14 protein-coding genes, 1 tRNA gene and 1 riboswitch are annotated in these 17,963 nt (G+C 59.5%); of the genes, 7 read left to right on the forward strand and 8 right to left on the reverse strand.

Translation table 11 applies throughout. The features are described 5' to 3' along the window. Window positions 1-165: 165 nt before the first annotated feature. The 3 genes from lon (at window position 166) to OB03_RS10395 (ending at window position 3,066) form a co-directional block, all read left to right on the forward strand. Window positions 166-2,565 (forward strand): endopeptidase La, encoded by a 2,400-nt coding sequence (lon, locus tag OB03_RS10385; protein WP_461344085.1) that lies wholly within the window; start codon window positions 166-168, stop codon window positions 2,563-2,565. Between the two features lie 96 nt (window positions 2,566-2,661). Then, a complete protein-coding gene (locus OB03_RS10390) occupies window positions 2,662-2,937 on the forward strand; it encodes an HU family DNA-binding protein (RefSeq protein WP_242913430.1) in 276 nt (91 codons plus the stop codon). Window positions 2,938-2,989: 52 nt separating this feature from the next. After that, window positions 2,990-3,066, forward strand: a tRNA-Val gene (locus tag OB03_RS10395). 57 nt (window positions 3,067-3,123) lie between these two features. Here OB03_RS10395 and OB03_RS10400 read toward each other — a convergent pair. The 3 genes from OB03_RS10400 to OB03_RS10410 all read right to left on the reverse strand — a co-directional run bounded on the left by OB03_RS10400 (window position 3,124) and on the right by OB03_RS10410 (window position 6,113). Beyond that, complete coding sequence (locus OB03_RS10400) at window positions 3,124-3,624, reverse strand: pyridoxamine 5'-phosphate oxidase family protein (RefSeq protein ID WP_242913431.1); 501 nt, start codon at window positions 3,622-3,624, stop codon at window positions 3,124-3,126. Between the two features lie 85 nt (window positions 3,625-3,709). Then, window positions 3,710-4,768 carry a PAS domain-containing protein gene (locus OB03_RS10405; protein WP_242913432.1) on the reverse strand — a complete coding sequence of 353 codons (1,059 nt, stop codon included), beginning with the start codon at window positions 4,766-4,768 and terminating at the stop codon, window positions 3,710-3,712. Window positions 4,769-4,952: 184 nt separating this feature from the next. Then, window positions 4,953-6,113, reverse strand: a complete 1,161-nt coding sequence (locus OB03_RS10410) for a glutathionylspermidine synthase family protein (RefSeq protein WP_242913433.1) — start codon at window positions 6,111-6,113, stop codon at window positions 4,953-4,955. 108 nt (window positions 6,114-6,221) lie between these two features. On the opposite strand from OB03_RS10410, the gene OB03_RS10415 reads away from it, so the two are divergent. From OB03_RS10415 to OB03_RS10425, 3 genes are all read left to right on the forward strand, one after another. Beyond that, on the forward strand, window positions 6,222-6,803 hold the full coding sequence (locus OB03_RS10415) for a DUF1190 domain-containing protein (RefSeq protein ID WP_461344086.1): 582 nt from the start codon (window positions 6,222-6,224) through the stop codon (window positions 6,801-6,803). A 192-nt stretch (window positions 6,804-6,995) separates the two neighbouring features. After that, window positions 6,996-7,763 carry a trehalose-phosphatase gene (gene otsB / locus OB03_RS10420; RefSeq protein WP_242913435.1) on the forward strand — a complete coding sequence of 256 codons (768 nt, stop codon included), beginning with the start codon at window positions 6,996-6,998 and terminating at the stop codon, window positions 7,761-7,763. 8 nt (window positions 7,764-7,771) lie between these two features. Beyond that, window positions 7,772-9,181 (forward strand): alpha,alpha-trehalose-phosphate synthase (UDP-forming), encoded by a 1,410-nt coding sequence (locus OB03_RS10425; protein WP_461344087.1) that lies wholly within the window; start codon window positions 7,772-7,774, stop codon window positions 9,179-9,181. Window positions 9,182-9,231: 50 nt separating this feature from the next. Here OB03_RS10425 and OB03_RS10430 read toward each other — a convergent pair whose 3' ends face one another. Further along, entirely contained in the window at window positions 9,232-11,184 is a 1,953-nt protein-coding gene (locus OB03_RS10430; protein WP_461344088.1) for a TonB-dependent receptor plug domain-containing protein, read from the reverse strand. A 135-nt stretch (window positions 11,185-11,319) separates the two neighbouring features. After that, window positions 11,320-11,526, reverse strand: a riboswitch (cobalamin riboswitch). Between the two features lie 131 nt (window positions 11,527-11,657). Here OB03_RS10430 and OB03_RS10435 point away from each other — a divergent pair. After that, window positions 11,658-11,927 (forward strand): hypothetical protein, encoded by a 270-nt coding sequence (locus tag OB03_RS10435; protein WP_242913438.1) that lies wholly within the window; start codon window positions 11,658-11,660, stop codon window positions 11,925-11,927. 13 nt (window positions 11,928-11,940) lie between these two features. Here OB03_RS10435 and OB03_RS10440 read toward each other — a convergent pair whose 3' ends face one another. From OB03_RS10440 to OB03_RS10455, 4 genes are read right to left on the reverse strand one after another with little or no spacing between them, the layout of a single operon-like run. Further along, window positions 11,941-13,098 carry a hybrid sensor histidine kinase/response regulator gene (locus OB03_RS10440; RefSeq protein ID WP_242913439.1) on the reverse strand — a complete coding sequence of 386 codons (1,158 nt, stop codon included), beginning with the start codon at window positions 13,096-13,098 and terminating at the stop codon, window positions 11,941-11,943. Continuing rightward, window positions 13,095-13,664: a chemotaxis protein CheB gene (locus OB03_RS10445; protein WP_461344089.1), complete on the reverse strand. Its 570-nt coding sequence runs from the start codon at window positions 13,662-13,664 to the stop codon at window positions 13,095-13,097. Before OB03_RS10445 ends, OB03_RS10440 begins: the two co-directional genes overlap by 4 nt. Continuing rightward, window positions 13,661-14,497 carry a CheR family methyltransferase gene (locus OB03_RS10450; protein ID WP_242913441.1) on the reverse strand — a complete coding sequence of 279 codons (837 nt, stop codon included), beginning with the start codon at window positions 14,495-14,497 and terminating at the stop codon, window positions 13,661-13,663. The genes OB03_RS10445 and OB03_RS10450 overlap by 4 nt, the downstream gene beginning before the upstream one ends. Then, a complete protein-coding gene (locus OB03_RS10455; RefSeq protein WP_461344090.1) occupies window positions 14,494-17,931 on the reverse strand; it encodes a response regulator in 3,438 nt (1,145 codons plus the stop codon). Before OB03_RS10455 ends, OB03_RS10450 begins: the two co-directional genes overlap by 4 nt. Window positions 17,932-17,963: the final 32 nt, after the last annotated feature.

The raw sequence follows: 17,963 nt of genomic DNA on the forward strand, positions 1-17,963 counted from the left end.
CTGTGGGTCGTTCTGGCGTTAAGCTTGAACCCGCATAATCACGTCCCACATAGTCCATTTGAAAAGCCGCCTGATGGCGGGCCGAGTCGGTAAGCGGAACAGGTTGTTCAAGCGGATCGGCTTTGGCGGGCCGGAGATTCACAAAGGCTCCCGAAAGTAAGCACCATGACCGAGAGCAAAATCCTCCCAGTCCTGCCGTTGAGAGACATCGTCGTCTTTCCGCACATGGTCGTGCCGTTGTTTGTCGGCCGCGAGAAGTCTGTGCGTGCCCTCGACGAGATCATGAAGGGCGAGAAGCAAATCCTGCTCGCGACCCAGAAGAGCTCGACGGAGGACGATCCCGCGACCGATGCCATCTATCCAACGGGCGTTCTGGCGACCGTACTGCAGCTGCTGAAACTTCCCGACGGCACCGTGAAGGTGCTGGTGGAGGGCAAGTCGCGCGCGCGACTGACCAAGTTCACCGACCGTCAGGAATATTACGAAGCCGAAGCTGTCGAAATCGACGACGAGCCGGGCGATGCTTCGCAGTCCGAAGCTCTGCTGCGCGCAGTTATCGAGCAGTTCGAAAACTACGTGAAGCTGAACAAAAAGGTCCCGCCCGAGGCCCTCAGCTCCATTCCGCAAATCGCTGAACCGTCCAAGTTGGCTGACAGCGTGGCGGCTCATCTGGCCGTAAAGATCGCCGAGAAGCAGTCGCTGCTGGAAACCATCAGTGTCACCGAGCGCCTCGAGAAGGTCTACGGCCTGATGGAAGGCGAGATCTCGGTCTTGCAGGTCGAGAAAAAAATCCGCTCGCGCGTGAAGCGCCAGATGGAGAAGACCCAGCGCGAGTACTATCTCAACGAGCAGATGAAGGCGATCCAGCGCGAGCTGGGTGAGACCGACGATGCCCGCGACGAACTGCTGGAGCTGGAAAAGCGCATCGCCAAGACGCGCCTGTCGAAAGAAGCCCGCCTGAAGGCTGATGCGGAGCTGAAGAAGCTGCGCAACATGAGCCCGATGTCGGCGGAATCGACCGTGGTCCGCAACTATCTGGACTGGCTCCTGTCTATCCCGTGGGGCAAGGCCAAGACCAAGGCTATCGACCTGAGCAAGGCCGAGGACATCCTCGAAGCCGATCACTACGGTCTGGAAAAGGTCAAAGAGCGCATCATCGAGTATCTGGCCGTTCAAGCCCGTACCGGTTCGCTTAAGGGCCCGATCCTGTGCCTCGTTGGCCCACCGGGTGTTGGTAAGACCTCGTTGGCGCAATCCATCGCCAAGGCAACGGGCCGTGAATACGTCCGTATGTCGCTGGGCGGCGTGCGTGACGAGGCCGAGATCCGCGGTCACCGCCGAACCTACATCGGCTCCATGCCGGGCAAGATCATCCAGTCGATGAAGAAGGCTAAGACCACCAACGCCTTCGTGCTGCTGGACGAGATCGACAAGCTGGGCGCAGACTGGCGCGGTGACCCGTCGTCGGCCCTGCTCGAAGTGCTGGATCCGGCACAGAACTCGACCTTCGGCGACCACTACCTGGAAGTCGACTACGACCTGTCGCAGGTCATGTTCGTCACTACGGCGAACAGCCTGAACATGCCGCAGCCGCTGCTGGACCGCATGGAGATCATCCGTGTCTCGGGCTACACCGAAGACGAAAAGGTCGAGATCGCCAAACGCCACGTGCTGCCGAAGCAGCTCAAGGATCACGGCCTCAAGGACGGTGAACTGATCGTTCCGGAGCAGACCATTCGCGACCTCATCCGCTACTACACCCGCGAAGCCGGTGTACGTTCGCTGGAGCGCGCGCTGGGTGGTCTGGCACGCAAGGCGGTCCGCGAGATGGCCAAGACCGGCGTGAAGTCCATCACGGTCGACGAAGCCAAGCTGGCCGAGTATGCGGGCGTGAAGAAGTTCCGCTATGGCGAAACCGAAGCCGAAGATCAGGTGGGTATTGTAACCGGCTTGGCCTGGACCGAGTTCGGCGGCGACATCCTCACGATCGAGGCGCTGAAGATGCCGGGTCGCGGTCGTATGACTGTCACGGGCAACCTGAAGGAAGTGATGAAGGAGTCGATCTCGGCTGCTGCATCCTATGTCCGTAGCCGCGCCCTCAGCATCGGCGTGAAGCCACCTGTCTTCGAGAAGACCGACATCCACGTGCACGTGCCGGACGGTGCGACGCCCAAGGATGGTCCGTCGGCTGGTGTCGCTATGACCGTGGCCATGGTTTCTGTTCTGACCGGCATACCGATCCGCAAGGATATCGCGATGACGGGCGAGATCACTCTGCGTGGTCGCGTGACCGCTATCGGCGGGCTGAAGGAGAAGCTGTTGGCGGCTCTGCGCTCCGGCGTGAAGACGGTGCTGATCCCTCAGGAGAACGAGAAGGACCTTGAGGATGTGCCGGAAAACGTGAAGGCCGCGCTGGAGATCGTTCCGATTTCAACTGCGGACGAAGCTTTGAAGTGGGCCCTGACCGGCACCCCGCAAGCCGTTGAATGGGACGAGGAGGCAGAGCCTCTCAATCCTGCGCCTGCCGCCGCTGGCCAAGCGGGCGGCGCATCGATCAGCCACTGATCGAGTTTAAGCTAAAAGATGCGGTCCGGTTATCCGGGCCGCATTTTTTATTGGAAATATTACGCCAGCTAACTGGCACGAGGGGAGGGATAACTCATGAGCAAAAGCGAGCTGATCGGTCGGATGGCTGAGGCGGCGGGAATCACCCGCGAGCAGGCAAAATTGGCGCTGGAAGCGTTTACCGATCACGTCGGCCAGACGCTAAAAGACGGAAGAGACTTAAGAATCGTCGGTTTTGGAAGTTTTTCTGTTTCCGAGCGCGCAGCCGGAAAAGCCCGTAATCCAAGGACTGGAGAGGTTGTTGAGCGCCCCGCATCGCGCAATGCACGCTTCAGAAGTGGAGAAGGATTAAAAAGCCTCTTGAACGGATGAGCGATAGGAGGCAAAGAAGCGCTCCGCAGCGGCTTCGGCCACTCAGGAAATCGGGCGGCTAGCTCAGCTGGTCAGAGCACCTCGTTTACACCGAGGGGGTCGGGGGTTCGAACCCCTCGCCGCCCACCATTCCTTCAAGTTACGAAAAAAGGGCGTGATCTTCGTGATCACGCCCTTTTTTTTTGCCTAGAGCCGAACGTCGACAGCCCCGCCGGATTCCGGCGTAGTACCGCTCATATTGGCCTTGGCGATTTCGAAGGCAAACTTCAGCAATCCGCCATCCGATACCCAGATACGACCATCAGCGCCGTCGAAGCGGAGAAGGGTCAGATGGGGATCTTCTTTGCCTTCTGGGTACCATGCCGCAACAACCGGGTTCCAATGGCGGTCGATGATGGCTTGATCTCGCGGTGCTACGGTGAGGTTGCCGCGAAGGCTGGCCCAGATTTTCTGGTCTTTGGACCCGTATTCAAAGCAGGCCGCTGCGCCTGACGCCGCATCGCGCGCCAGTTCGACGTCATCGCGCGTGAAGAACCAGATGGAGTTGCTGCCTTCTTCCTGGAAGGCGGTCATCGGCTGGCTCAGATAGCCCGGCTGATCCAACCCCAGCATTCCGGTGTTGCTGGATTTCAGGGCTTTCCAGAATGCGTCTTGGGCTTCGGCAGGGGTGAGCTGTTTATCCGACATAGGCGTACTCCCGGGGTTGTTGACCCGGGAGGAACGGGCATAAGCCTCCCGCCGTTCCGCCAATGACGACTATCACACGGTAACGTCAGGCACCGGTAGAGACGAAACCTACAGCGCGCACCGGATGATCAGACAGATCGCGAATGATGGCAGCAGTTGCGCGGACCTGACGGATTTTGCGGGCGTCATCGACCACGCGGAAATCGACGGCGTACTCACCCTTTTGGTCAAATGCGTTTTCACGCGCGTGCCAATGGCTGCGGATACGTTCGACGTCGTCCGGATGCACGTAACCGAGGAACTGGGCCATCGAGTTGATCCCCACGGACGAGGAGATGCCCATGACCTTGTACCAGACGTCATTGCAGTGCACCCGGCCGGAGCGCAGGTCGATATCCCAGATCCCCAGTCCAGCGGCTTCGGCTGCCTTGGCCAGACGTTCCTCGCTCTGGCGGGTGGCCTCTTGAGAGCCGTGGCTGCAGGTGACGTCACGCGAAACGCAGAGTGCAGCAATAACGTGGCCGCTGCCATCCCGGTACGGCGTCAGAATGTGGTGCCATGTCTGCGGTTCTTCACCGGGGAACTGGCTGTGGTTCGAAAACTGGGTCGCTTCGCCGGCAAGCACCTGTTCAAGGATTTGCTCGACCTTGGGTCCCGCAGCGGGGGGCAGCAGGTCGACCCACTTCATACCCAGTTGCTGGGTCGGGGAGACCTTGAGCACACGACGGCCGGCTTCGTTCAGAAACAACAGACGGCCCGACGGGTCGACCACCTTCACGCAGTCCTCGAACATGTCCAGCATGCTGCGATAGAAGTCGGGGCGGGCCGCGGACGTTGTCTCGGGACGCAGGTCCGAGATGTCGGTCATGGTGCAGACCTGAATATCGTGGTCCAGAGCGGCAGAGGCGGCCAGCGACGGGCGGACGAGTGAACCGTCCTGGAGCAGGATGTCACGGCCAACGTCGGGCCCAATGCTGCGCAGGCCGATATCAACGCTCCAAGCCTTGTTGGAGGCCAGAACAACGCCGGCTTTGTCTACCAAGGCCATCGGTAGCGGAGAGACTTCCAGCCATGCGGGATCGTCCGCCGTCAGCGGGGCGGCGGTCTGTGCAAACAAATTCAGCTTACTAAGGAACTTGGCCATGCCGAGATTACACCCATCTTCTGCGGGCTTAATGCCAAGGCTTGCGACCAATGATAACTAGGTAAGACGTAAACAATTCTAACATTTGGCAACAGCTCGCAACCTTTTACGAGGTTTCGCCAATGGTTAAGCTTCTTTCGGTCCTAGATATCAAGCTTTGCTATAATTTGTTTCCAACCGCTCGTTATCGGATGAAATGAGGGACGAAACGCGAGGTATTGCGCGTGATCTTGCCCGTATCCTCACGAAGGCCGACGCCTACTGCCTCCGCACCGACGACCCACGAGCCGACAATGACGTACTGGCCCGAAAACCTCGGGGCAGGGTGAAGAGCTTGAATAATATGGCGTCCCTTGCCGTATCCCGCGTCCTGAATGCCGCCGCTGATTCCGTGCTCGACCAGTTCGACGTTGGCCCCTTCGCGCGAGAAGAATGGCTTGCGGGCATAGTTCCCGCTCAGGTTTGTTACGCTCGGATTACGCTCGAAATAGGCTTCGAGCAGGTTGGGGTGGCCGGGATGACGCTCCCACAATAGGGGCAGGATGGCCTTGTTGGAGAGGATACTCTTCCACGCCGGTTCCAGCATCTTCGTCCCGCTCGCGGGCAAATTCTGTGCCCAGCGATCGCGCAGCATGTCCTCCCACGGGTATAGCTTGAATAGGTTGGTGATGGTCCGGTCTTCGATGTCGACAAACAGGCCTGCGCCATCAATCCCAATCTGGTCGATAGCAACGAACTTCGGCTTCAGGTCTGCTTGGACAGCAAGGTCCTCAAGGAAGAGGACGGTCTGCCGGTCCTCTACAAACTCTGCGTCGGAGGCGAAATGGATCGGCGTCAGCGGCGGGACGATCTCTTTGAAACGCGAGACCAGCTTTTCATGGAGACTGTTGAACTGGTCGGCATGGGCGGGCAGGACGCCGTTCGCGATCTGCTCTTCCAGCCAGAGCCATTGAAAAACCGCTGTCTCAAAGATGCTGGTCGGAGTGTCCGCGTTGTATTCGTACATTTTCGCCGGAGACTTGCCGTCATAGGCGAAATCGAAGCGGCCGTAGAGCGATGGTTCGCCGGCGTGCCAGCTGTTGGCCACGTAATCCCGCATCGGTTCGGGGATATCGACGGCTTCCATCAACTCTTCGGATTCCACGACCTCATCGACGAGGTCGAGACACATGGCGTGCAGCGTTTCGGTGGGCGCTTCGATGTCGTCTTCGACCTCGGCCATTGAAAACGCGTAGGCGACCGACTCGTCCCAGTACGGGAGGCCGTTATCGTGGTGCCAGGTGAAGCCGACAGCTTTCGCTTTTGCTTGCCAATCCCAACGGGGCGCAAAATTCAAACGTTCCATAATAGGCCTTGGCTAGGTACAAACTGATCGCTGATAGTTCACTTACTGGATTCTGTCCCTCTGGGGCAGTTGTCCAGTTGCCGCGACGCCGCAGCTTGAGAGACGCATATGACCACTCGCCCCGAGACGCATAACGCCCTGCGCCGCATGAAGCGCTCCCGCATTCTGCATCTCAGCAGCCTGATGGCGACCGCCAGCTTCACGCTCGCTGCTTGTGGGTCGCCGCCGCAACAGGTTGCTGCCGCACCTGAAGGCGAATGGGACACCCGCGCCGAGGGTGCGTTCCGCACGGTTGAAGAGTGCAAGACCTCGGGCACCGCTACAGCCGCCGAATGTGATGCTGCCTATCAGGCGGCTTCTACCGAGGCCGCGGCCAATGCGCCAAAGTTTGCATCGAAGGTGGATTGCGAACAGGCGTCGGGCGTTGGCCAGTGCGAGGAGCGTGTTCAGGCGAACGGCAGTTCGGTATTTATGCCGATGCTTGCAGGCTTCCTGCTTGGGCGCATGCTGTCGAATGGAACGCGGGCGGCACCGTCTGCCTTGTTCCGTCAGAACGGCGACCTGCGCACGGCTAATGGCACCTTTGCAGGTCGCACCACCACGACGCAGCGCGCTGAACAAAAGACGGGTGACTCGCGCGCCGTTGCACGCGGTGGCTTTGGCGGCAGCCGTGGCGGTTACGGCGGCTAAGCTTTTCACAAGTTTCGAAACATTTGTCCCCCGCATGGCTCGCCGTGCGGGGATTTTCTTTGCCTCGGAAATGCCCAGCTTAGGACATTTTGCAACGTCTCGGTCTGGCACACGCTCTTAATGCGGGGCTGTGCATATGGCGGCCCCGAATGTGTTTGAAGGTGCAAGCCGCAAATCGCCGGAGTGCTGGGAATGGCAGACGATTACGCCAACGGTCGGGAGCTGGAGATCGCACCGCCGTTGGAAGCTATTGAGAGGGGTGTCAGTCTCTTTCTGGATTTGGATGGGGTCTTGGCGAATATCGAGCCCACTCCTGATGAAGTGGTTCCCCATAAAGAGCGGACCGAACGTCTGACCCGCTTGCAGAAGATGCTCGAAGGCAGGGTAGCGATCCTGAGTGGTCGAACGATCGAAGACGTTGATCGGATTACCGAAAAATCGATCGCACTGGTGGCCGGTGTACATGGCCTACAGTCCAGAGGTTTCGAGGCAGAAGAAAGCGAGCCTGGCGAAAAAGACCGCGTCGGCTTGGCGCTCGCGGCGGCCAAGGATTTTTCGCGGTCCTATCCTCTATTGCTGATTGAAAACAAGGATGTCGCCGTTGCTATCCATTACCGCGACACTCCAAACTCGGCCTCTGCCGTCAAAGAGTTCGCGGACAAGATTGCGCGCACCTTCGGCCTCGTTCGACAGAGCGGGCATTTCGTTGAAGAGGTGCGGCTGGGCGGTCCTAACAAGGGTGACGCGCTTCGTCGCTTCATGACCCTCCCAAAGTTTAAGGCAACCCGTCCCATCATGATTGGCGATGACCGGACCGACGAGGATGGGTTTGAGGCTGCCGATGAGCTGGGCGGCTTTGGCATCCGGGTTAACCCGCAAGGTCCGACGCTGGCGCGCTATCGTCTCGATAATACCGAGCACGTGGCCGCATGGCTCGATGCCTTTTTGGACAGAAAGTGAGGTCCGGCGTGGGGAGGCTTATCGTCGTATCTAATAGGGTTCAGGCTCCCAAGGATGCGTCGGACAGCTCCGTCGGGGGCTTGGCTATGGCACTGGCCGCTGCGCTTCGTGCTTATGACGGCTTCTGGTTCGGTTGGTCCGGCGAGACGACCGAGGAATTCGACGGCCAGATGAATGTGGAAGAGCGGGGCGGGGTGACCATCAAGACCATCCCGCTGGAAGCACAGGACGTCGATGAATATTACAACGGCTATGCCAACAAGACCCTGTGGCCGCTGTTCCATCACCGGATCGACCTGACTGCCTACGAGCGCTCATACAGTCATGGGTATGAACGGACGAACAAGCGTTTTGCCGAAGTTCTGGAACCCATGCTCGAGCCAGACGACGTGGTCTGGATCCATGATTATCATCTGATCCCGCTGGCTAGTTATCTTCGTAAACTGGGGGTGCGAAACCGTATTGGCTTCTTCCTTCACACCCCGTGGCCGGCACGGCAATTGCTCGTCACCTTGCCGCATCATGGCCAGATGGTCCGGGCGATGGGGGCCTATGACCTTATCGGATTCCACACCGAAGAATGGCGCGGCCTGTTCTGCGATTATCTGATTGAGCAGGCGCAGGGCAAGCGGCTGGATTCCGACACGGTGGCTGCGTCCGGCGAAATCTATCGCACAGGGGTATTCCCGATCGGGATCGACGTAGAGGGCTTCGTTGAGGGCAGCCACTCGGAACTCGCTATGCGCACCCTCAAGCGCATGAACAAGTCTGGCGATGGCCGATCCATGATGGTGGGTGTCGACAGGCTTGATTACTCCAAGGGCATTGAAGAGCGGCTCTCGGGCTTTGAGCAGTTTCTGACGGACCACGAGGAGTGGCGAAAGCGTGTGTTCTTGTTGCAGGTCACGCCGTTGTCACGCGATACGGTCGATAGCTATCAGGACATTCGCGAACGGCTTGAAGGTCTGGCTGGACGCGTGAACGGTCAGTTCGCGGATATGGACTGGCAGCCGATCCGCTATTTGAACCGGACCTATCGGCGCGACCAGTTGGCCGGCATATACCGCGCCTCCCGCGTCGGGCTGGTTACGGCGCTTCGGGACGGAATGAATCTGGTGGCCAAGGAGTATGTGGCTGCGCAGAACCCTGATGACCCGGGGGTGCTGATCCTGTCACGCTTTACCGGTGCAGCCGAGCAAATGACTGCGGCGCTGCTGGTAAATCCCTATGCGCGCGAGGAATTGGCCGATGCCATCTATCGTGCGCTGGAGATGCCGTTGGAAGAGCGGATAGAGCGGTGGCAAAGTTTAATGGATGTCGTTCGGCACACGGACATCGCGATCTGGCGCGACACCTTCGTCAGCGAGTTGCAGGCAACCGCCGTGACGCCCCCAAGGTTCGCAGCTTCGGTGCACTGACGGCCTGAGTGACTGGGGGCGGCCTTGCGGCTGCCCCCCACTTTGTCTGATTAGAAGCGGACGCGAACGCCGCCGAAAACGCCGCGGTCTGCGGTACCAAAGTTCTGGAACATCTCGTACTGCTCGTCGAAGAGGTTTTCGACACGGCCGTAGATCTCGAGCTTGTCGTTGATCGGGTAGGAAGCCCGAAGATCAACCAAGGTGTAGGCCTCCAGCACGCCGGTGTTCGTCGCATTGGTGAACGTCTCACCCGAATAGCGCACGGCGACACCGGCCTTCAGACCGTTGGCGAATGCGTAATCAGCGGACAGATTGCCCATGTGCTCCGGACGGTAGGTCAGTCGCTTGCCCTCGGCCGAGCCCGAAGCGTTGATCGCATCGGTCCACGTGTAGTTTGCGGCCACGCGCAGAGAAGAGGTCAGGTCGATCGAGCCTGCAACTTCTACGCCCTGGGCCTCGGTACGCTGGATGTTGGCGTAGTAGCCCCAGCGCGACGTGCCGTTGACGAGGCACAGAGGATCGGTCGTTCCGAACGCACAGCTATTATAGCGGATTTCGTTGTCGGCCTTGCGGTTGAAATAGGTGACCGCAACAACGGCTTTGTCCGACAGCTTGTGCTGTGCCCCGAGTTCCCAGGACTCGAACTCTTCGGCCTGTAGGGTGAGATTGCCGTAGTCGCTGTAAAGCTCGTAGAGGCCCGGTGTACGGAAGCCTTGGCCCCAGCTTGCGCGGACAACGGTTGCACCGTCATTCAGCGTCAATGCAGCGGCCACGGAGCCTAGCGCATTATCGCCATACTGTTCGTGGTCGTCATAACGCAGACCGGCGGTGATGTTCAGTTGCGGTATGATCGCCCACTGGACTTGAGTGTAGGCGCTGTCCAGATCGGCGCGCCCCGACCCGTAAGCGGGCTTATCGTTACTGTCGGATGGTGAGCGCGATCGCATTTCCGAACGCTCTGTTTCCACTCCAAAGGTCGCTGTCAGGTCGCTCGTAAAGGCGAAGATGCCCTGATAGTCCCAACGGATATTTTGGCCGTCAGACTCAAAGGTCGTCGGCTCGATGATCCGGTCAGGGTTCAGCGTGCGGCGCTTGGTATCGGTGTAGGCAAAGCCGATGCGGTTGCGCAGCCGGTTCTCGAAAAGGTCGAAATTTAAACCGGCGTAGGTGATCAGGTCCTCGGTATTGCCATACTCGCGGCTGTCACCGTTGTAGGCGTCATAATCGTTCGTGCCATCGGACCAGACAGAGCGTAGATCAACCGACACATTGTCCGAGACCTTGTAGTTCAGTCGGCCGGAGAGGTTCGTCTGGCGGTAACCATCGTCCTCGGTGCCCGAAGAATAGGCCGAATAGCCATCGGTATCGAAGCGATTGGCGGCAAGACGCCAGCTCAGGCGGTCGCCGGCACCGCCGATAGCTCCACGGAAATGGCGGGTGCCGCGTGAACCGGCTTCTGCGCTGAGGTTACCCTGAAGAGAGGCGGTCGGTTCAGCGGTGACGATGTTGACTACGCCGCCAATGGCCTGACTGCCCCACAGGGTGGACTGGGCACCGCGAAGAATCTCGATCCGTCCGAAATCACCAACCATAAGGGTTCCGAAGTTCACGCCGCCTTGGGTGGAAGCGGGATCGTTCATCTTCACACCGTCGATCAGTACGACTGTGTGATGGCCTTCGGCACCGCGAATATTGACCGAGGCTGCGGAACCCAGATTGCCGCTGCGGGTAAAGCTGACACCGGGGGTGCGAGCCAGTTCGTCGGCCACAGTGGCGGCTTGGGCATTATCCAGCGCCGCACGGGTCAGGATCGTTACCGAAGCGCCGACCTTGTCGAGCGCCTGAGCGGATCGGTTTGCCGTGACCACAATGTCGGGCAGGGCAGTAGAGGCGGTGTGGTCCGCGACCGATGGCGCAGCGGCTTGCTGGTCCATCTCGGTGGCAAACGCTTGCGACGACAGAAGTAGTGCTAGGCCCGCAGTCGGGAAAAAGAGCCTGTTCAATGTGACATCCCCACATGGATGCGAACATGGACGACGCCGTGCGCTGTTTAGACACACGAGTTCGCCCGCTGGTCGCGGTTGAAAACGATGTCGTCACACGAGTTACCTCGACCACCTGGCTATTCCCGGCCACGCGGAGAACGACGGCGACAGGTAGGTCTCCTGGCTTGCGGATCACCGCCGTTGCACGTCGCCTTCCCAGCGGCTGTCAGGCCGTGGCCTTCGAGCTTCCAGTGGCGTTTGACGTGCGGGCTAACCGCTTACAGTTGCGGGAACAGCCGGAGCTTGAGACTCCGTTCCCTTTTAATCCCCGAGCGGGGAACCTGACGCACTTGGGGCAGTAGGACTGTGTCTGGCACAGGTCAACCAGGAATTTCAGGCTGGGAATGCGGATAACATGGTCGGGCTATGTCCATTGACGAAGGAGGACGGGTTAGCCAGAACGATCATCGGTTGTAGGGGAGCACACCAGCATGCACCGTCTCGTTATCATTGCCCTGATCACAACGGGCGCGGTTGTCGTCGGCTGTACAGACAGCAAACGTGCAACGATGAGCGCGGAATTCAGCGATCAGCCAGCGGACATCACTTGCTGGTCCTACGGGACGGAAACCTACAACGGACGTTCTACGGGCCGGGTCACCCGCCGCGACGCAGCCACCACTTTTGTTGACGCCGCGAATGGCCGTCTCACCGCTATCGAGGGCGACTGCCGTATCGTCTATCTGCCCAAGACGAACTGAGCGAAGGGAAGGTTCAGGTCGGCTGGGCGGCCGTTTGAGCAATCGGCATATGGACGACGAAACAACTGCCGTGACCGGGTCCGTCGCTGAACACTTCGATGCGGCCCTGGTGCATTACGACCAGTTGTTTCACAAGGGCTAGACCGATGCCCAGCCCGTCGCGAGCCCGATCATCAGGCCCTTTCGACTGGGCGAACAGTTCGAAGATGTGGTCGCGCACTTCGAGCGGAATGCCGATGCCATTATCCTTGACCGAAATCCGGACCTGATTACCGGTAACGCTCGCAACCAGATGAACTTGGCCTTGCGTCGGCGTGTATTTGGCAGCGTTGGTCAGAAGGTTGCTGACAATCTGGGACAACCGAGTGAAGTCGCCGCTCAGCCAGCAAATATCGTCGGGCACTTCGACCGTCAGGGTGTGATCGCCGGCCTGCATCTTTGGCATAGCGATATCCACAGCCGACTGGATCACGTCCTGGAGGCTCACTTTTTGCTGTTTCAGTGAAATCTTGCCCTGATCGATACGGGCAACGTCCAGAAGGTCCTCGACGAGGCGCGACAGGTGCTGAGATTGAACTCTCATGCGCTTGCGAAGAGCAGCATGGCGCTCCGGGTCATTGGTCTTGTCCATCAGCTGGAAGCCAGCATTCAGGGCCATGATCGGGTTTCGGAGTTCGTGACCGAGAACAGCGATGAACTCGTTCTTGCGGCGATCTGCGATGCGCAGCGCATTGGCGTAGGCTTCCAGCTCATCGCGCTGGGCGAGGATTTTGAGCTTGCTGCGGTACAGGTCAATAAAGACACGCGCCTTGCTGCGCAGAATATCCGCCTCGATCGGCTTTTGGATGAAGTCCACGGCCCCGGCTTCATAGCCGCGGAAACGGCGCTGAACGTCCGCACTGCCTGCCGTCAGGAAGATAAGAGGGATGTCGCGGGCATTCACATTGCCTCGCATGAACTCGGCAAGTTGGAACCCGTCCATGGTTGGCATCTGCACATCGAGCAGCGCCAAGGCGACGTCATGGACCAACAGCAGTTCCAGCGCCTCTTCGCCGGACCGTGCCTTCAGACACGTCACATCCTCGCTGGCCAGCAAGGCTTCCAAAGCGATGAGGTTTTCCTGGAGGTCGTCCACCAGGAGGATGTTGATCGGCTGATCGACGGTGCTCATTGGATTGCAATCGCTTTTAACTGGTCGACGATGCCCTGAAGCGTCTCAATGCGCGCCGTCGGGCAAAACTTTAAGCCCGCATCGGGCATGGCACGGACACTGGCTGTGACCGGATTTTCTACGATGACATGACCGCCTGCCGCGGCCACAGCGGCTAATCCGCGCGCCCCGTCGTCGTTAGCCCCCGTCATCAGAACGGCCAGAAGGCGCTCTCCGTAGGTATCGGACGCGGTCTCGAACAGGACGTCGATGGAGGGTCTCGAGAAGTTCACCCATTCATCAGAAGACAGAGCAAGATCGCCGTTGGCTTCGACCAGAAGGTGATAATCAGACGGTGCGAAATAGACGACGCCAGGCAAAGCGGTCTCTTTGTCCTCGGCTTCTTTGACCGCGATTTTGCATTTGCTGGCGAAAAGCGGTGCCAACACATTGCTGCGGTCAGCCGGTATATGAACCACGACAAACACCGGAACAGGCAGACTGGCCGGCAGCGCGGGCAATACCTCGAGAAGTGCCTGCACCCCGCCCGCGGACGTGCCGATGGCAATGGCCTCTATGCCGTTCATCCGTCCTTCCTCCGGTAGATTTTCTCCTGAGGGACGAAATCGGTGAAAGCGTCGACGTGGCGCGAAAAACGAAGCGTCTCTTTTGACCCGATCCCGAGGAAGCCCTGCCGGCTAAGCGAGTCCTTGAACAGTCCGACCGCACGGTCCTGTAACGCACGGTCGAAATAAATCATGACGTTCCGGCAGGAGATCAACTGCATCTCGCCGAATACCGCATCCGAGACGAGGCTGTGGTCCGAGAAAACGACATTCGCACGCAGGCTGCTGTCGAAGACGGCCCGTCCGTAATCGGCGGTGTAATAGTCTGATAGCGACGAGCGACCGCCAGACTTCTGATGGTTTTCGGTGAACTTGCGGATGCGATCCAGCGGGTAGATACCCGCCTTGGCCGCCGCCAGCGCATGGGGGTTGATGTCGGTCGCGTAGAAGAGCGTGCGATCCAGCAGGCCTTCCTCCTTAAAGAGGATGGCCATCGAGTAAACCTCTTCCCCTGTGCTGCAGCCTGCGATCCAGACCTTGAGCGAAGGATAGGTTTTCAGGTGCGGCAACACCTGTTCCCGAAGCGCGCGGAAATAGGTCGGATCGCGGAACATTTCGCTGACCTGTACGGTCAGGAAGCTCAGCATATGACCCATCATGGCCGGATCGTGCAGAATGCGTTCCTGTAAGGCGGTGATGTTCGGCACGCCGAAGTGGATGCGCGCTTGCATCAGCCGCCGCTTGATCGAAGCGCGGGCATAGTGACGGAAGTCATAGTGGTAACGAAGGAACACGGCCTCCAGCAGAAGCTGGACTTCGATATCCTCGATGGAAGGCTGATGGGCAGGGCTCAACGCGGCATCCACACACGTACAAGCGAGAGCAGTTTGTCGACGTCCAGCGGCTTGGCCATATAGTCATTGGCACCGGCAGCCATGCATCGTTCCTGATCGTCGGGCATAGCCTTGGCCGTCAGCATCAACACTGGGAGATTCTTCCAGCGTTCATCCTTGCGGATTTCCTGCGTCGCGGTCAGGCCGTCCATGACCGGCATCATCACATCCATGAGGACCAGATCGATACGCTTGGACGGATCGGTCGCCGACTTTTCGAGGGCGTCGAGAGCTTCCTTGCCGTTGCGGGCGATCTCGATACGCGCCCCGCGCGGCTCCAGCACATTGGTCAGCGAATAGACGTTGCGCACATCATCTTCGACGATGAGGATTCGGCGATCTTCAAGCACAGCGTCGCGGTTCCGGGCCTGCCGGATCATCTTCTGCTGCTCGGGCGGCAGCTCGGACACGACCTGGTGCAGGAACAGCGAGACTTCGTCGAGCAGGCGCTCGGGCGACTTTGCGCCCTTGATGATGATCGAACTGGAATAGCGACGCAGCTGTTGCTCGTAGTCGGGCGACAGATCCTGACCGGTGTAAACAATCACCGGCGGGAAGGCGTAGGCACCCTCGCGGCTGAGAGTTTCCAGCAGGGAGAAGCCCGAGGCGTCGGGCAAGGTGAGGTCCAGAACCATACAGTCGAAGGTCTGGGTCTTGACTTGTTCCAGACATTCGGCGGCGGTACCGACACCCACCGTTTCGACGTCGCCGGAAGCCAAGAGGCGGCTGACGGCATCACGTTGCACCAGATCATCTTCGACGATCAGTACGCGTCGGACCGAGCGGGTCAGCTTTTCTTCGAGAGATTCAAGGACCTGAACCAAATCCTCGCGCTTCACCGGCTTGACCAAATAGCCAATCGCGCCGAGCGACAGGGCGGTCTGGCTGTGGTCCTCGCCGGAGACGACGTGGATCGGGATGTGACGGGTGGCATCGTCGCGCTTCAACACGTCGAGCACTGTAAGGCCTGATTGATCCGGCAGACCGACGTCCAGCACAACGGCGCTGGGCTGATAACGCTTGGCCAGACGCACGGCTTCTTCAGCCGTTCCTGCCACCAGGACCTGGAAGCCCAGTTCGCGGGACAGATCGCGGACAATAGATGCAAATCGCGCGTCATCCTCGACCACCAGCAGTACCCGGTGGGTCGAAGTGAGGTGATCGCGGTCGTCATCGACCGAGCGGGCAGCCGGACGGACCGGTTCTTTAGACAGCTCAGGAGCTGGTGCCAGTGAAGCGCGGGGCGGGGCACTGACGGGCGCGGGGAGGGCCTCGCGCGCGGTAACGCGGTCGGCTTCATAGATGCGCGGGATGATCAGGGTGAAGGTGCTGCCCTTGCCCGGCTTACTGTCCAGAGTGATGCGCCCGCCGAGCAGGCGCGCCAGTTCTCTGGAGATGGACAGGCCAAGGCCGGTACCACCGTATTTGCGGCTGATCGTGCCATCGGCCTGACGGAAGGCGTCGAATACAGCGGCCTGCTGTTCGGGCGAGATACCGATGCCGGTGTCGGATACGGCGAAAGCTATCTCGTCCGCGCCCACGCTCTCGAGAGACAGTTTGACCGTGCCGGCCTCTGTGAATTTGAACGCGTTCGAGAGCAGGTTTTTGATGATCTGCTCCAGACGCTGGCGGTCCGTTTCCAGATCACCCGCGCCTGCCGACGCGGTGTCGATCTCGAAGGTCAGACCGCGCTCGTCCGCCACGGGCTGGAACATCTGGCGAATGTCGCCGCTGAGGCGCTGGACCGAGACAGCTTCGGGGCGGGCCTGAATGTGACCGGCCTCGATCTTCGACAGGTCCAGAATGTCGTTGATCAGGTCAAGAAGGTCATTGCCCGACGACTGGATCGTGCGGGCATAGTTGACCTGTTGTTCGGTCAGATTGTTGTCGTTGTTGTCCGCCAGCAGTTTGGACAGGATCAGCAACGAGTTCAGCGGCGTGCGCAACTCGTGCGACATATTGGCGAGGAAGTCGGATTTGTACTGGCTGGCCTGTTCGAGTTCGCGGGCCTTGAGCGTCAGTTCAGCGCCGCTGCGTTCGAGATCGTCGCGCTGGGTTTCCAGCATCTGCGCTTGTTCTTCGAGCTGGCTGTTGGTCTGCTCCAACTCGGCCTGCTGCTGTTCCAGACGGACTTGCGATTCCTTAAGCGCACGCCCTTGTTCCTCCAACTCCTCGTTGGAGACGCGCAATTCTTCGCTCTGGACCTGTAGTTCTTCGGCTTGACGTTGGGTTTCTTCCAACATGTCCTGCAGACGGGCGCGATAACGCGCAGATCGGAGTGCAGCACCGATGGCCGACGCAGACTCGTTCATGAGCGCACGTGCTGGCTCGTCGACCGCCTGTAAGAAGCCAAGTTCCAGCACCACGTTGACGGAACCGTCCGCCTTGCCCGGCGCGATGAGCAGATGGCGCGGATTATCACGCCCAAGCGCCGAACCGATTGTGAGATAGCCGTCCGGCACGTCGTTCAGGATAAGGCATTCACCTTCGTCGGCCACCCGTCCCAAGAGGCCCTCGGAAGTGAGGAAGTGAGTGGGTACGTCGCCATCCGCGGGGACGCCGGTCATGGCCACGCGACGGAAGCGGTTGTCCTCGCCCTTGAACAGTGCGCCTGCATGGGCACCAGTATAACGTGTCAGGAAACTGAGAACATTCTGAGCGAGTTGCTCCAGGGTCTGGTCGCCCAGCATAGCGTTCGCCAGCCCGACCTGACCCTGATGTAGCCATTCCTGACGCGCCCGCTCGCGCACGCTGCGGCGGATCAACAGGAAGACGACAATAGTCAAGAAAGCACCAAAGAGGCCGGAGAGAACGCCGCTGAAGATTGCCGTTCGGGCAGCGGCTTCCATCTGACGGATACGCTCCTGGCGGACCCGTTGTTCCTCGACCTGCATCTGGTTGACGAGGGCGCGGATGGCGTCCATTTCGCCTTTGCCGCGGTTGGAGGTTAGCCGCTCAATCGCGCCCTGCATCCCGTTCTCGCGACGGGCCTGAAGGGCGGTTTCCAGCTCGGCCATACGGGTCGAAACGTGGGTGCGAACCTGCTTCAGATAGGCGGTCTGGGTCGGGTTTTCCTTGGTAAGATCCGAGATTTCTTTCAGACGCTCGTCGAGATCTTCAGTGGCCCGCTCATAGGGCATCAGGTAGCTCGGATTGCCAGTAAGCAGATAACCGCGCTGGCCGGTCTCTGCGTCCAGCATTGACGTCATGAGGCCGTCGATGCCGACGATCACCCTATGGGTGTGCATGATCTGCTGGTTGTTAGACCGCAGAACCTGAATGTTCATATAGGCAATGACGCTAGTGGCGCAGAAAAACGCCAGCACGAGCACCAATCCAAGCGCAGCCCATGCCTCGGTGCGCGACGAAGAACTCGGTCGGATCTTCTCGAACATAAAATGCGGCTCCCCCCGGAGCGAGAATGGCG

Source organism: Brevundimonas sp. GN22, from assembly GCF_054824005.1.